12 protein-coding genes are annotated in these 15,495 nt (G+C 44.7%); 5 read left to right on the forward strand and 7 right to left on the reverse strand.

The features are described from left to right. Window positions 1–76: 76 nt before the first annotated feature. The 3 genes from AC3CKG_RS21330 to AC3CKG_RS21340 all read right to left on the reverse strand — a co-directional run bounded on the left by AC3CKG_RS21330 (window position 77) and on the right by AC3CKG_RS21340 (window position 2,915). Complete coding sequence (locus tag AC3CKG_RS21330; RefSeq protein WP_488529306.1) at window positions 77–322, reverse strand: hypothetical protein; 246 nt, start codon at window positions 320–322, stop codon at window positions 77–79. 237 nt (window positions 323–559) lie between these two features. Next, window positions 560–1,441, reverse strand: a complete 882-nt coding sequence (locus tag AC3CKG_RS21335; RefSeq protein ID WP_488529307.1) for a multidrug transporter — start codon at window positions 1,439–1,441, stop codon at window positions 560–562. A gap of 142 nt (window positions 1,442–1,583) precedes the next feature. Continuing rightward, window positions 1,584–2,915, reverse strand: coding sequence for an MFS transporter (locus AC3CKG_RS21340; protein WP_488529308.1), 1,332 nt, complete (start codon window positions 2,913–2,915; stop codon window positions 1,584–1,586). A gap of 318 nt (window positions 2,916–3,233) precedes the next feature. On the opposite strand from AC3CKG_RS21340, the gene kduD reads away from it, so the two are divergent. Together kduD and AC3CKG_RS21350 are read left to right on the forward strand one after the other, a co-directional pair. Then, window positions 3,234–3,995, forward strand: coding sequence for a 2-dehydro-3-deoxy-D-gluconate 5-dehydrogenase KduD (kduD, locus tag AC3CKG_RS21345; RefSeq protein WP_488529309.1), 762 nt, complete (start codon window positions 3,234–3,236; stop codon window positions 3,993–3,995). Between the two features lie 53 nt (window positions 3,996–4,048). After that, complete coding sequence (locus AC3CKG_RS21350; protein ID WP_488529310.1) at window positions 4,049–4,687, forward strand: RpiB/LacA/LacB family sugar-phosphate isomerase; 639 nt, start codon at window positions 4,049–4,051, stop codon at window positions 4,685–4,687. Window positions 4,688–4,820: 133 nt separating this feature from the next. On the opposite strand, the gene AC3CKG_RS21355 is transcribed toward AC3CKG_RS21350, so the two are convergent. Continuing rightward, a complete protein-coding gene (locus AC3CKG_RS21355; protein WP_372145158.1) occupies window positions 4,821–6,332 on the reverse strand; it encodes a DUF1214 domain-containing protein in 1,512 nt (503 codons plus the stop codon). Between the two features lie 124 nt (window positions 6,333–6,456). Further along, window positions 6,457–7,245 (reverse strand): hypothetical protein, encoded by a 789-nt coding sequence (locus AC3CKG_RS21360; protein ID WP_102328230.1) that lies wholly within the window; start codon window positions 7,243–7,245, stop codon window positions 6,457–6,459. A 129-nt stretch (window positions 7,246–7,374) separates the two neighbouring features. Here AC3CKG_RS21360 and AC3CKG_RS21365 point away from each other — a divergent pair, with 129 nt between their 5' ends. Both AC3CKG_RS21365 and AC3CKG_RS21370 read left to right on the forward strand, forming a co-directional pair. Next, a complete protein-coding gene (locus AC3CKG_RS21365) occupies window positions 7,375–8,301 on the forward strand; it encodes a LysR family transcriptional regulator (protein WP_488529311.1) in 927 nt (308 codons plus the stop codon). A gap of 13 nt (window positions 8,302–8,314) precedes the next feature. Beyond that, on the forward strand, window positions 8,315–8,593 hold the full coding sequence (locus tag AC3CKG_RS21370; RefSeq protein WP_281054163.1) for a hypothetical protein: 279 nt from the start codon (window positions 8,315–8,317) through the stop codon (window positions 8,591–8,593). A 94-nt stretch (window positions 8,594–8,687) separates the two neighbouring features. On the opposite strand, the gene luxN is transcribed toward AC3CKG_RS21370, so the two are convergent. Both luxN and AC3CKG_RS21380 read right to left on the reverse strand, forming a co-directional pair. After that, window positions 8,688–11,336: a quorum-sensing autoinducer 1 sensor kinase/phosphatase LuxN gene (luxN, locus tag AC3CKG_RS21375; RefSeq protein WP_488529312.1), complete on the reverse strand. Its 2,649-nt coding sequence runs from the start codon at window positions 11,334–11,336 to the stop codon at window positions 8,688–8,690. After that, window positions 11,329–12,582 (reverse strand): acyl-homoserine-lactone synthase, encoded by a 1,254-nt coding sequence (locus AC3CKG_RS21380; RefSeq protein ID WP_488529313.1) that lies wholly within the window; start codon window positions 12,580–12,582, stop codon window positions 11,329–11,331. The genes luxN and AC3CKG_RS21380 overlap by 8 nt, the downstream gene beginning before the upstream one ends. Before the next feature lie 439 nt (window positions 12,583–13,021). On the opposite strand from AC3CKG_RS21380, the gene AC3CKG_RS21385 reads away from it, so the two are divergent. Beyond that, on the forward strand, window positions 13,022–15,481 hold the full coding sequence (locus tag AC3CKG_RS21385; RefSeq protein WP_488529314.1) for a M9 family metallopeptidase: 2,460 nt from the start codon (window positions 13,022–13,024) through the stop codon (window positions 15,479–15,481). Window positions 15,482–15,495 lie beyond the last annotated feature (14 nt).

Raw genomic sequence — 15,495 nt, forward strand, 5'->3', positions numbered from 1 at the left:
ATGCCGTCCACACCTAAGCTGATGTGAACGTTTTCGATGACGAGTAAATCAATGGTTTATCTTACTGGTGCTATCACTATATCGCAGACTGTGGCGTTGAGTTTGTTTTGTGATTTTGCGTTAGTGTCTGAGGGTTAGCAGTTTCAGCTTCGTCTGGAGACGTAAAATGCTTATCTGTTAGCGTCACGGTCATTGATTCATGTTTCACTGTTATGGTCGAAGCTTCGGATTGGGCTTCATTTGTCGTCACAGGTTCAGCGAATACCATTAGTGAGGTTGTAAATACGATTGTTGCTAGTGCGATTTGAGTGAGTGTTTTCATTTGGCTGTATCCTATTGAGTAAAGGTAATTACGAATAGCTGATACGTGCACTATAGAAATTATGTGGAAGTGGTTCTTATCATTTTACGCCACCGTAAAACTTATACGGCGGCACAACATATTTACTGAGGTTATGGCTTTTGATGTATAACTTCGAACATATAGCTTTGGATATGTAGGTAAGATGATTTGCTAATTCCTTCTCGCTCTTCATTCATTGTTGGTGGTATCACCCACTTACTGCCACATTACCAACACAGCTGCGATTGAAAGCAAGATCAGTGCAAGAATGTCTTTGCGAGCAATGCTTTGCCCCAACCAGAAGTAAGAGATTAGCACCATAAAGACTACTTCGATTTGCCCTAACGTCTTTACGTACGGTACGGCTTGAAGTGACATCGCGCTAAACCAGCCAAGAGAACCAATCACGCTCGCTAAGCTTGTCATCACCACCAGTTTCGACTTAGTAAATATCTGGCGCAATGTGTCGCGTTCTTTGAAAAAGAGATACGTGCAGATAATCACCGTTTGAAGGGAAATGACTAGAAACAGCACCCATGCAGCGCTATGAGGGAAGGGTAGGCCGATGCTCAAGCTGGCTTCTCGAACCCAAAGAGACGTTAAAGCAAAGGCTGTACTGCAAGCCATACCTAACAAAAACACTTTGGGAGAAAGGCTTCGCCAGCCAGAAGAGCTACTCATTATGAGTACGCCCAAAGTACCAATAAGTACACCAACCCAACCTGTAATAGTCAGAGCGGTGCCAAAAAACAGCACGGACAATACCGCCGAAACTGGAGCTTCACATTTGGCGAGTCCGGCACCTATCGCATAGTTCTCTAGCTTAAACAGCATCACCATCAAGCCTGTCGCAAGGATCTGCATAATCGCAGCAGCAACAATGTAGAAAACAAACTCACCGGAAAAACTCGGCGCTGAGACTGGCTGCCATTGGTACAGCGAATAGAGATAAATAAGCGCGATTGGGCCAGCCCAAATAAAGCGAGCTAACGTCACGCCAGCCACACTCATTGTGCCCGCTAGTTTACTTTGAAATGCATTGCGCCAAGATTGGCTGAAGGCTGCGAGAAGAGTAAAAGCTATCCAACTAAAAGACATGACGCTTCCATGTGTTATGTAATTTTATGATTATCTTAACAAAAAATCACATGATAAGAAGCGACATGGTCTATTTATAGCCAGAGGCTCACTTTTACTCTCTATTCGGTATTAGAGCGCTCTTGAAAGGTCGACGCTTTTTTTAAAAGATAGGCTCCTTCTTGTTTTTGAAATAGAACAGCGCGCTGATCGAAACGAACAATAAGGTGAAGTAATAGAAGAACGAAGACAGTGAAGCCAAGAAGTCGAGGTTCTGTTCTATCTCTTGTGCGGTGTAGCCTTGAGACACTAACTTATAGTAGTAGGCATATAAAATACCGATCAAACCATACCCAAGGTTAAACATCAGGCCTTTGAAACTGAGAACGGTGGCTCTGTTGTGTGATTCCGTCTTTTTGTTCAGATGGTAGCTGATGAATATGTTCATCGTCATGATGATAAAGATCAGTACCAGTGCAGGGAGCACACCATAGATCGACCAACCTAAACTGATCCAATAGTAGGTCGCCATGCTCGCTAAACCCATAACCACAATGAAGGTTTTAGGCTCGATGCTTTCTGCCAACCTTCGGCTTTGTCCTGCCAATATAATTTTGAGCAAACTGATCCCCGCGCCAATAAAACCGAAGTAGATGATAGGAATATCGATGGCAAGATAGTATTGGCTGTTCATGGTTAGGAACATTCTCGAGGTGTGTTCGAACAAGCTGTAGTACAGCAAGATGAACAGCACGTAAGGCGTAGCAAGTACCCACTTACCTGTTTCAGCCGTTAATTTAAGGCTGGCAATGGTGGTTGCTAATTTGGTTTGATCGCTTGGCATCACCTTTTTCTCTTCGCGCATGTTAATCGCGGCATAAATGGCGATCATCGCGACAAGTAGGGTAGCGAAAACAGGAATACGCATGAGGTCTTTGGTGCTTTCTGGCTCTGCTAATCCGAGAGCATGAAAGATGTTCGCCATAAAGTTTACATCGTACATCGCAGCACCAATTAAGGTGACAAAGATCCCCACACTAGAGGCGACACGAAGCTGGATTTGTAACACTCGCGGCCATAATTCTTCATTGCCTTGTTCTTTCAAGGTGTCGTAAGCCAATGCCTCGTCGGCTCCGCTGGCTAACGCCATCGCTAAACCACTTAATATCCGGTTAACCAGAAACACAATGAAGACTAGATTGGCATCTCCAGTCGGAACAAGAGCGATCATGGCGATCTCAATGAACATCACAATTGAAGAGAGCACCACAAGCTTTTTACGCCCTAAGGTATCGGCGAACGCTCCTGATGGTACTTCTGCAAGCACAATGGTGGCCGCCCAAACCACATTGAGCATGGCAAACTGAGAAAGGGTTAATCCGTAATCTAAATAAAGTAGGGTGAAAATAGGGTAATAAAAACGCGCAAAGTAGCTGCTTCTGAACATCAAGAAGTAGCGGACATTGGGAATTTTCAGGATTTCTTTGGGCGTCATGATAATTTCAGTACTTTAAATAACACATTATTATGTATAAACCGTTTTACCTTATAAATCATGGAATTGTTGCCATAATCCAGAATTAAGTGATTTAGATAACCTTCTGGCTCTCTATTCCTAGTCGGTTACAGATTCACTCCTCTTCAAATCACCATCCTATCCATTTATTTTGTTGTGATCGTTTCAACTTGTAAGACGGATTTTGGTTCAAGATCGAACTTCTAAAACGTCGCTCTCGCATTTACATCTTATTGTATGATTTAATTGTTGGTGATAACGATACGCAATGAATCCAATGTAATTGAGGAAGCGAGCATGATCTTAGAGTCATTCAGTCTGGAAGGGAAAGTAGCGATAGTGACGGGCTGTAACACAGGGCTTGGGCAAGGTATTGCATTAGGCCTAGCGGAAGCCGGTTGTAAAGTTGTCGGTGTTAACCGTACAGAGCCTGAAGAGACTATTGAGAAAATGAGTGCAGCAGGCCATACGTTCCTAAACGTCAGTGCTGATCTTCTCGAGCAAGCGTGCATTCCAGGGATTATAGAGCGCACTTTGGCTGAGTTTGGTCAAGTCGACATTCTTGTGAATAATGCAGGAATTATTCGCCGCCAAGATGCTATTGAATTCTCAGAGCAAGATTGGGATGACGTAATGAACGTGAACACCAAGACCGTGTTCTTTATGTCTCAGGCGGTTGCAAAGCAGTTTAAGGCTCAAGGCTCTGGCGGAAAAATCATTAACATTGCATCAATGCTCTCATTCCAAGGTGGCATTCGAGTTCCTTCCTATACGGCTTCAAAAAGTGCTGTGATGGGAGTGACACGTGCGATGGCGAATGAATGGGCGCGCGACAACATCAACGTGAATGGGATAGCACCCGGTTATATGGAAACGAACAATACCCAAGCTCTGCGCGAAGATGCTGTGCGCAATCAAGCGATCCTTGAGCGTATTCCGGCTGAACGTTGGGGTAAGCCGCAAGATATCGCAGGTCCTTGTGTGTTCTTAGCATCATCAGCATCGGACTACATTAACGGCTACACCATCGCTGTTGACGGTGGTTGGTTAGCACGCTAATTGGTTTTTTATTCTAAATTTTGAGTTTGCAGCAATCTTGCAGGAGAAGATAAATGAAAATCGCTTTAATGATGGAAAACAGTCAGGCAGGTAAAAATGCCATGGTTGCAGCTGAGCTGGAGTCAGTGGCGGGTGGCATTGGCCATGATGTTTTTAACTTAGGCATGACCGACGAGAACGATCACCACTTAACGTATATTCATCTCGGTATCATGGCGAGCATTTTGATCAACTCAAAGGCTGTGGACTTTGTTGTGACAGGTTGCGGTACTGGTCAAGGCGCTTTGATGTCATTGAACCTGCATCCGGGTGTAGTTTGTGGTTACTGCCTAGAGCCATCAGATGCTTTCTTGTTTAATCAAATCAACAACGGCAATGCTATCGCTCTTGCTTTTGCTAAAGGCTTTGGCTGGGCTGGCGAGCTGAATATCCGTTACGTATTCGAAAAGGCTTTCACTGGTGAGCGTGGCCAAGGTTACCCATTAGAACGAGCAGAACCACAACAGCGTAATGCAGCCATTTTGAATGAAGTGAAAGCGGCGGTGGCAAAAGATAACTTTATTGATTCACTAAGAGCAATCGACCAAGACCTCGTGAAAACAGCGGTTGGCAGCGAGCGTTTCCAACAATGCTTCTTCGAACATTGCCAAAACCCAGACATTGCGGATTATGTTCGTTCACTTTTAGATTAACGTTATCAATAGCTTAATTGGCTGCTAGATGAAAATAGAAAAGAGGAGCCCTGAGGCTCCTCTTTTGTTTTGCTCTGTGAGTCTGATAGTTATTTTTGGCGTGTACAGGTTATATGTGATTCACTCTAGATAATCAGTTCACACGTTTGAAGTTAGGCAATAAGGTTTCTGGCTGTTGCTCTACAAACGCTTTGCTTGGTGAGTAGGCACGGAAGTAAACAAACCAGTTTTCGTCTTCTCGGGTTTGCACCCAGTTCGCTTCATTCACACCTGCTGGTTTCGTTGGTGAGAAGTGGAACGTGTAGTTACCTTGTGCATCTTTAACCGTTCCATCGATGTTTGAGCCCACATCGGCACGCTCAATGTCATTGTCGATGATGGCGCGGTTTTCAACGTTATAAACAGTGATTGTCCAGAACAGATCGGCGAAGTTAACATCACCATCCAGAGTCAGAGTGTAGTGGTTGCTGCCATTAAGCCCCTTACCACTGTCATCACGGTAGTTGTCTAGGTAAATCTGACCCCAGCCACCATTCTCAAAACCGTGCATTGCTATGTCGTTGGTTACAGCTTCGTAAAACCAAGCCGCGCGCCCGTCGAGATCCATACCATGGTAACGATCTTGGTTTGGTGTTGAAGCGGTTGCGACTTCCCAAAAATTACCTTCCTTACCATAAGCTGCGTGTGGCAAGCGCTCTGTTTTGTTGAAGTCGATGTTCTTCACCATCGCTTCACCCATGACAACGGCTTGCTCTAAGATCTCACGCTGCTGAGCTGATGGTTCAAATGCCTTGCCTTTTTCGATACCTAGTGGGCGTAACATGTCGTGCATCATGCGATCTCGCTCTGCTACTGTCTCAGTTTGAATGGCTTCATTCAACGTATTCCAAAATGCCATGCCTCTTGGGTGTTTGGCATCTTCACCACGCTCAGGGAAGTTTACGCCGTTATCACTCAGTGGCTTGCCGTTGAGGTCTGTAATCTTGAGAGCCTCTAAGTCTTTCATACGTTGTTTGTCTGAATCTGCCATTAAGCGAACGCCGAAGAATACATAGTTGGTGTCCGACTCAAAAACCTTAGCGCCCTTTGGTAGGTTGGCTGGTGTTTCAGTCCCTTTGGCTTTGACCACGTAAACACCCGGTTCGGTCATCTGTGAAATACCGATTTGCCACATGGTGTGTACCGCGCCACGCAGTTCATTTGTGGGGATTTCTATGATTACAGGTTCTTTTTCGACGTTAAACCAAGTAATCGCGTAAGGCGTAGAGGTGTTGTAAGTTAAACCTCCGAGCTTAGATTCATGAGACTCAACATAAGTAATTTGACCGTCCTCTGCACCCATGTCGGCATAGGCTTGTTTCCATGCGTAGTTTGACACCAAAGGCACCGACCAAATGTAAGCTTGTGACGCACGTTGATAGTCCATCAGTTCAAACAGTTTCGCTGAGCTTTCTTGTGTTGGAATGCCATGAAGAAAGTCGGTTTCGAAGGTGAAATCTCCCGCACGTGTTTGAAGGGTTTCTGTTGGGTTATCGTTTCCAGCAATCGCTGTTGCTGAAAACAAAGCCGCTATAGAAACGAGCATCGCTGTCGATCGTAGTGGACAAGTGAAAGTACCGGCAATTGCTTTAGATAAAATGTTCATGTTGTGTCCTCAAAAATTCGAAACTTGGTTTTTAATTTGAAACTGTTCTTAGAAATTGAAACCGTTCGTTAGAAATACTCAGTTAAAGCGGCTTTGCTAAAACTGATTGGTTAGAACTGATTTGTTAAAACTGATAGTTAAATTCGATACGGTGATCACCGTCTTCGATACTTGTGTTTTCAGTCCAGTTTGCGAAATAACGAACGTTCGCTCTTGGGTTGATTTGGTAACTCGCTGCAAATTCATGCGCGAGTACAGAATCACTGCCCTCAAAACCATGATCCTTGAACGTTGAAGAGCCTGACATTGTGCCTAAATACATTGGGTTATAGTTCAGCCAAATCTTGTCTGTGAGCTGCATTTTGGCGTACATACCTGCCACGTAGAAAGTACCGTGCATGTTATATCGGTCACTAAGCTGATCTGCATCGAGATCGCCTCCCGTGCCTTCAACCAATTCTTCGCCCGCAGCGATACCGACACCTGCGAGAGGGTAGAAGTTAAACATGCCCATTTGTGGCAATGCTTGAATAAAGCTGTAAGACGCACTGCCTTGGTTGCTATCGAAATCCCAAGACATATCAACTTGAGTGCCTCGGCCATTGGTTAGGTCGACACCGAAGTTTCTAAAGCGGATGGAATCAATACTGTCGTCAGCACCTCGATCGTTCCAACCAATAGCTTCACCAGCGATACCTTTGATTTCAAAAACATTCATGCCCATGGTTGTTTCGCTGCCAGTGTCGTAGGTTTGTCCGACTTTAAGGTTTAAGCCTTTGTCGGTGTAGCCGAAGCCACCTTGTGTATAAACGGCTAACGGGTCTGACATGTCTTGAATTTCGGCCTCTTCCGCGAGAACGTTACTTGCTAAAAAGAGAGGGGTTAGAGTAAGGATGGAACGTCGTAATAACATAGTTGCCTCATAGAATTATCTCACTACATCCTTGTACTTCGTGAAGGTGGGATAACTATACAAAGTGGACTTTATTAAGTTAATTCATATAAACTTAACTATTCGTTAAGCAATGATTTATGGTGTCTCATGAAACTGAACAATGTCGATTTGAACTTATTGAAAGTGTTTGTGGTGGTGTATCAGGAGAAGAGCTTGCGAAAAGCCGCTGAGAGGTTATTTGTCTCGACACCCGCGGTTAGCCAGAGCATCAAGAAGCTAAAGGAGTCGCTAGGTGAAGAGTTGTTTGTCTTATCTCACCAGAAGTTTCTACCAACGCCTTATTCAGACGACCTGTATCGACGAGTTTTTCCGCTATTGGACGGGTTAGTCATAGCGATAGAGGAAGGAAAGCAGTTTAAACCTGCGGATCTCAATGAAGATTTTAAGCTAGAGGTGAATCCTCATGTCCTCCCTTGGTTGACCCCCGCTCTTTTTCATCAACTATCAGTAGAAAGCCCACTTTCAAGGTTGATTAGTCATACGAGTTCCCACAATTCATTAGAAAGGCTTAAGAGTGGCGAGATTGATTTTGTCATTCATTTTGAAGCTGAGAATTTGCCTGCCGAGATCATAGCTGTGCCTCTCGTGACCTTAAAGTTTGTATTGGCGGTGAGAGCTGATCACCCTTTCAAGGCGTCTATCGCTACAATTGATGACTTGTTGTCGTTTCCATTTGCTCACGTTGACCTTGCTTATTTCGACCAAAACAAACATTCACGGTTGGAAGAGGAAGTGTTAAGCCAGGGTAAGACAATTAACATGGCACTGCGAACGACTTCCATCGTTGGGTTAATTGAAACGATTAAGAACTCTAATATTATCGCCCCTTGTATGCCTCCTGTGATTGAGCAACATAAAGGTGTATTGCGCTCAATCGTGATTGAAGGACTAAAAGAGGGGAGTGAAGATATGGCGGTATTTGCTTATCTTAACAAGAAAAATCAACACTCAGCCAAATACAAATGGTTATTGGATTTGATCGAAACGGCGATGGCAGACGCTAATCACAAGTAAGATACATGCTTGTTTGTCTCTACTTTTCAGAACTACATATAACTACTCTTTGATAACTTATGGTGCGGACGGCTGGATTGATTCTGAGCATTTCTATGCGTCGGGTGAGTCCATGCGTGATAACGGTGATGGTACGGTGTCAGTGACATTTAACTGTGGATCCGGTGAAGCTTATGATTTTGAAGTGTCTGAAGGCTGGGCGGGAGTGTTACGCTTATACGAGCCAGTCGATGTGAAAGAAACTTTGGAGTACATGGAAACGCTGCGTCAGATCGAGATTAAAGAGCTTTAGTATTTCTTCGAATTCCTGAAATATCCAAAAAAAATCCCCTCAAGAACCTTTCTTGAGGGGATTTTTATCAGTCGTTGATTAACTTGTTAGCCGTTTACTCTTCACCTTCGGCTTCTTTAGAAGCATTAGATGTTGTGCCTTTTTTTAACCAATTATCAAGCACGTCTTGCAGTGCATTCAATGAGGTTGGCTTCTCTAAGCGGCCATCCATCAACTTGCTGATCATATCGAGTTCACGTTGTCCTGATTCACCAGACAAAGCAATGATCGGCGTGTCGGGCGAGCGCGCCTTGATGATTTGGCTTGCGTCAAAGCCGTTCATGACAGGCATTTGTACATCCATCAAGATCAAGTCGACTTGGTGCGTTTTAAACAGATCAACCGCATTCTCACCGTTCTTTGCTTGCAGGCTGTTAACACCGAGTCGGCTCAAGTACATCTGAACAAGAGTGCGTTGTACCTCTTTGTCATCAACGATCAGCACGGTGGGTGCGAGATGATTTGATACTGATGGGTTTGTTGCTTGCGTCTTTTCAGTTTCAGTTTCAGTTTCAGTTACAGGCTCAGGAACGTTATCAGCACTTGGTACTTGCTTTTCTGGTTTTGCTTCAGCTTCGGCTTTATTTTCAGCTGGTTGGTTGTGTTTCCAATCGTTGAAATAAGGCGTGCGCAGAGCGTCTGCTTTCGGTGCATTCGGCACGACAGGGAAGTAGAGATGGAATTCCGTAAACTCACCAAGCTTAGATTTACATTCAACTCGACCACCAAATGAACGCATTACGCGTTGGCAATAACCTAAACCTAAACCACTACCACCGCTTTTTTGGTAAGAGAAGAAGTCATCGAAGATTTTATGAGCAATGGTTTCATCGATGCCCGGTCCGGTATCTCGGAAAACGAGGATGTTCTCGTAAGAACCCGTCGTGGTACTGATCTCTATTTGGCTGTTTGGATAGGAATCAAAGTAGTAGATTGCGTTACGGATCAGATTGAAAATAACGAAGTTGAATAAGGTCTCATTCAGTTTTGCCACAAAATCAGCATGTTGTGGTAAACGAATTCGCTCAATAATCTTCTCATTCTCGAAGCCATAGTGGCTGACGGCTTGATCCACGGCTTTGTGGATTGAGGTCATGGTGATTGGCCCGTGCTCAGGTGAGCTGTCACTGACTTCTCGCAAGATGATATCAATCAGTTGTCGGCCGCGTTGAATCGCAGCTTGGCCGTTCTCAATATCCAGTAGGATCTGTTTTGCTGGGGCTTGATTATCAATATGCTGCTTCAGGATTTCAAAGTGCAATTGTACTTGAGCAAGCGGGTTACGCATTTCGTGGGCAATTGAGTTAGCTAATGCACGGCTTTGACGTATGCGTCTATCTGCTTCAATCGTGCTTTGTACACGCGTTAGTAAGGTCTGTAATGCAGAGATCTCTTCGTTAGAGAACATCTGGTCATTACTCTTGTGCGATGACACCAACAAATGCGTAACGGACTTACCTTGACCAAACAAAGGCATCACCAAGGCAGTGTTGTTCGAACTCATCTTTTCATACAGCGCTTTGATCGAGCTTTTCGCTGGCGCGGTGTAATCTAACTCTTCAGACAGTTCGTCAAACACCAAAACAGACTTGTTCGTTGAAAGATAATCTTCGTAGAAGGTTTCGTTGTAGTTGCTGTTAACAAGGCGCAATTTGTCTTCTGGGATTTGCAGTAGGCTACCTAAACGGCGCATTGCATCATCAATTGATAGCTTGAAGTCTTCTTCTAATGCAAGGATTTGTTGGACGGGTGTTTCCTTGTTTCCGTAGACAAAGAAAGAGGCGTAGCGACCCAAACGTTTGTAGAGTACATGCCAAGTCACCCCAATAAGTGCACAGATGGGGATTGCGATTAACCATTGGTTGTCGTCAGTCAGCGGGATAAAGATCGCGCCGAAAGGTATCACTAAAATGGCGCACACTAACAAAGCATTCAAGCTCATATACGCAAGGTATTTCACGCTGTAGAAGCGAGAAGTCAGCAGGGCATAGCCAACGAACAACATCTCACTGATCGACAAGGCGGGTGGTAGCCAAGTGAGTGAAAAATCGCGCAAGAAAAAGGTCATACCAAGGTGAATCGTTGCCGTCGACAGCATAAACACCAAGATACCCGCAATCATGTAGCTGGTTTTGGTGAGTGTCAGCTTGCTGCTGTTAGCACGCATCGCGACTAGGTTGACGAGAGTCAGGACAACAAAGCTAATCATGCCAATGAAGAAGTACGATGTGTGCGGTCCAAACTCAATCACGAATTGGCTTGGTCCTACAATAGTAACGTCTTCAACGGTTAACCCTGGATTTAAATTAATAAAGAAGGAGTAGACAGTTAGGGTGACGAAAATCGCTTGTTGCCATACATGCACCTTGCCATTGCGTTGCTCTGCGGCGAGCTGACACGAGAAGTAATAGGCAAAGGCAAACGCAAAGAAAGAGGCGAGGTTGGCAAATTTCGCAGCCAACACAGCCGTTGAAGCGCCAAGCTGTGGTAGTAAGTCGGTATGGAAGTAGGCATTACTGCTGATCCACGCAACAATACAGACAGAGTAGGCGATGTACGCGACATGGTGTGTGCCCGCGATCGCTTCATTTTTGAGTTTAAGGCGGTAGCAATAGTAGAGTAACCACATCACGACGACGGCCACCGTTGCCAGCAGCGTTATTGCTTTGGCGTAGACGATTGCCTCTAAGCCGAAATCAAACATGTTCATCCTTTTTTACCGAACTTGGTTTGTCTACCGAGCTTGCTTTATTTACTAAGTTCGCTTGTTCTGCTGAGCTTAGCTTTCTGATCTCACGCACTGCACGTTTGTAGTGGCGAAAATCGGTATCGTTGAATACGTTGACCATTAATTCGAAATTCCAAAATCCACGATAAATGGTGGTGCCATCATCGTTTAGCTCGCAATATCCTGAGTGGAAATACGCTTTTGGGTCGATGGCTTGATAAAACTGAAGCATGAAAGGTTGCTCGATAATGGTGAAGCCGATCTTATACCCAACTTGATGTAACACACTCATCAGCTCTTTTTGAGCAAGATAGAGGAAGTAGAGCTTTTGTTGGGTGTTACCGCTGACGGTTAAACGCAGTACTTCACAAATAGACTGCGTATCAGATAATTGTAACTGGAATTGATTATCGAATTCTGGGAGAGAATAACATTTTGACAGTGTCGATGGCGTGAAAAGCTGCAACCCAGCGAGTTCATCGTAACCATGCTTTGGCAAACAGTATTGCCATTGCTCATTACTGAACGGTGGCGCATAGCTTAACCATGTTTCATTCTTTGACCAGTCTTGAATCAACGCTGAAGAAACCAGAGTAGGAAAGGCTTCATCTGTTGGGTGTTTGAGTAGAATAAAGTGCTTACCCGTTTGCGAAAGGTGTAGTAAAGGCAGCATTTCAAACCATTTCTCACCTTTGATGAACACCTCAAGGTTACTCAAAGCGATGGCATCACTGATTGGCATTCCTTGAGGATGACAGGGCGTTTGCACCACAAGCGGATCATCTTCTATTCGTTCAATGATTGCACCATAGTAAGCACTATCTTTGATCGGGAGTTCAGTGTGAGAGGGTGCACTTGCATCCAGCGGTGATTTTACTTTGATGGCTGCAATTTCACATTCACACCAAAAGTCTAACCAATGCATGTAACACTGGCCTGCGGCTGCTTCTAACAATGCCATCTCTTTCGATAAGGAACTTGGATAGCGTTGAATAAGATCGCGATAGTCCATCAGTTCAAATAAAACGGAGAGGCTTTTGTGTTGATGTTCGGGGAAGAACGACTCCAATAGTCGTCTACGATAGTCTGTGACGGTTTGAAAAAGAGCGGTACGTTCTTGTGGCTGATAAGCGTTGATCATGAGCTCGATCAGCGCTTGTTGTTTCTTTTCGATAGACAGACTGCTAGCCAACAGTGAGTCTAAAGACGACGTTAATTTCATGGTGTGAACCTAGCCTAGGTTTATATAATTATTTTTATTTGATTTGCACCAGTCAACTCGACACGGATTTATAGTAAGTATTTGAAATAAAGTTACTTTGATGAACAAACGTAACTCTAATTGTGTCTATTGTTTTTAAAAACAAGTTGCATAATCGAGCGCAAGTCTACTACTTGTGCTGACCCTTAACAATATGGGTTAGTCATGTACGAATTAATTAATGATTCCCTAAATTAGAGTGCTCTCAATCACTTATATGGTTTGATCATGTGTGGAAGTTAATTTATTCAATCTGAGAATATCCTTTTGAATTTATAAATTAGTTCTGGGTGTTTATTTTTTGAACCAAGCTCATAAATCATACGCAACTCAATTCACCTTATGGATTGTAAGGAATATAACAGCGCGCTCAAATATATAATTAACTAATGAGTGTAGTATGTCTCATCTCCGTCTATTTCCACGTCATCGCTTGGCGACCGCTTGTATGCTTGCCAGTGTGTCCAGTTTCTCTTTTGCTCAAAATCAGTGTGAGGTGCTTGATCTTCAACAGGCGTCCAATCTTGCACTCGCTGTCTCTTCGGCAAACAACAGTTGCTACAGTTCTTGGTTCTCTGCATCGAATAATTCACTAGATAATATCTATAGCGAAGCGAACCTAAGCCGTATTCACGCTGCACTGAACTCAGAAATAACTCGTTACCGAGGTGAAGCTGAACAAGCCCGTAAACTTGAAAACCTTGGTGAGTTTGTTCGCGCCGCTTATTACGTTCGCTATAACGCGCAAGCGCAAGACTTCAGCGAAGCGTTGAGTCAGCGTTTTGCTCAGTCGACCATTGCTTTCTTAGCTAACCCTAATGCGTTAGATCAAGGTCGTGAGCAGGTGGGTGCATTGAAAAGCCTGACGCTAATGGTCGATAACGTTAAACAATTGCCACTGACAATGGATGCGCAACTTGCGGCATTACGTCACTTCAACCAAGAAACGGCGCAAGACTCACAATGGGTCGACGGGTTAAACAATCTGTTTCGAGCAATGGCAGGGCACGCAGCTAGAGATGACTTCTACGATTATATGGCTAGCCATACCCAGCATATCGACACGCTTGCAGCATTCGCCCGTGATAACACGTGGGCTTTAGATACTGATGCGAGCTTCCTTGTTTATAACGCCGTCCGTGAAACTGGTCGTTTGCTGGCAAGCCCGGATAAATTAACGAAAGACAAAGCGCTGCGTTTTATGCAGCAAGTGATGGTACAAAACCCACTTGGCAGTGAGCATGACAAGCTTTGGTTAGCGGCGGTTGAGATGATGGGGTATTACGCGCCAGACGGCTTGAATGGATTGGATCTAGAGCAAGCAAAACGTGATTTAGCAATGCGTGTACTTCCCAATCGTCATGAGTGCCAAGGGCCTGCGATTATCCGCTCACAAGATTTAACGCAAGCACAATCAATTGAAGCGTGTGATGTACTCGCGGCAAAAGAGGCGGACTTTCATCAAGTTGCGAACACCGGCCAACAACCTGTCGCCGACGATAATAACGAGCGAGTTGAAGTCGCGGTGTTTGGCAGTAAAGGTAGCTACACCGATTACTCGGCATTCTTGTTTGGAAACACCACCGATAACGGCGGTCAGTATTTAGAAGGTAACCCTGCAGAAGTGGGTAACGTGGCGCGTTTCGTTGCTTACCGTTACGCTAACGGCGATGACCTTTCAATTCTCAATTTAGAGCATGAGTACATTCACTATCTCGATGCGCGCTTTAACCAATACGGCTCCTTTAGCGACAACTTGGCACATGGTTACGTTGTATGGTGGCTAGAAGGTTTTGCTGAGTTCATGCATTACAAGCAAGGTTACGATGCCGCTGTTGGTTTGATTAGCAGCGGGAAGATGAGTTTATCGGACGTGCTTGCGACCACCTACTCTCATGATTCCAACCGTATCTATCGATGGGGCTACTTGGCGGTGCGCTTTATGATGGAAGAACATCCTCAAGAAGTGCAGAGCTTGTTGGCACTGTCTCGTGCAGGCAAATTTTCAGAATGGGCGCAACAAGTGAAAGTGCTTGGGCAGCAATACAATGGTGAGTTTGAGCGTTGGCTAGACACTGTTTCAAATGAACCAACAGAGCCTACTGATCCCACAGAACCGACTGAACCTACAAATCCAACAGACCAAGCCATGGTGCTTGTCGCAAACCAAGGTGTAGTGTTGAATGGTGAGGCGTACAGTGAGCAGTTGTTCTACGTCGATGTACCAGAGAACACCACGCATTTTGAGGTTTCGATTGAAGGTCATGCTTCAGGCCAAAGCCAAGGTGATGCTGATCTTTACATGAGCTACAACAAAGAAGCGCATTACTATGATTTTGAATTCAGCCAATACGGAAATGGAAGTAATGAGATGGTGACGTTTGAATCACAGTCATCGGGTTTCATCAAACCGGGTCGTTACTACATGAGTATTGCAGGACGCACCGATTTCAATGACGTAACACTGTTGGCATCACTAGAGACAGAAACGCCAACGCCGCCATCACAAGAACAGGATGATTTAACGCCAATAATACTGGAATCAGGTCAGTCTCAAATACTCACCGTGCACCAACGACGTTATGCGGCGGTTTATGTTCCACCGGGCGTGCAAGAGGTAAGAGTATGGTTGAATGATAAGAGTGACGTTGCGGAGAGTGGACAGTCGAATGCTGGCAACGTTGATCTATTTGCAAGTCGTTCATACTGGCCTACTTCGGGGCAACACGATTATGCCTCTAATTACCGTGGTAGCAATGAGTACCTGCAAATCCCTGTAACAGAAGAAGGCTATGTGCATTTCTTACTGAGTGCTGAACAGCAAGGGGATGATGTCGAGATGTTGGTGTTCTTTCACTAGTAAAACAGGCAGTA

It is taken from the genome of Vibrio sp. QJM3NY_15, from assembly GCF_057785995.1.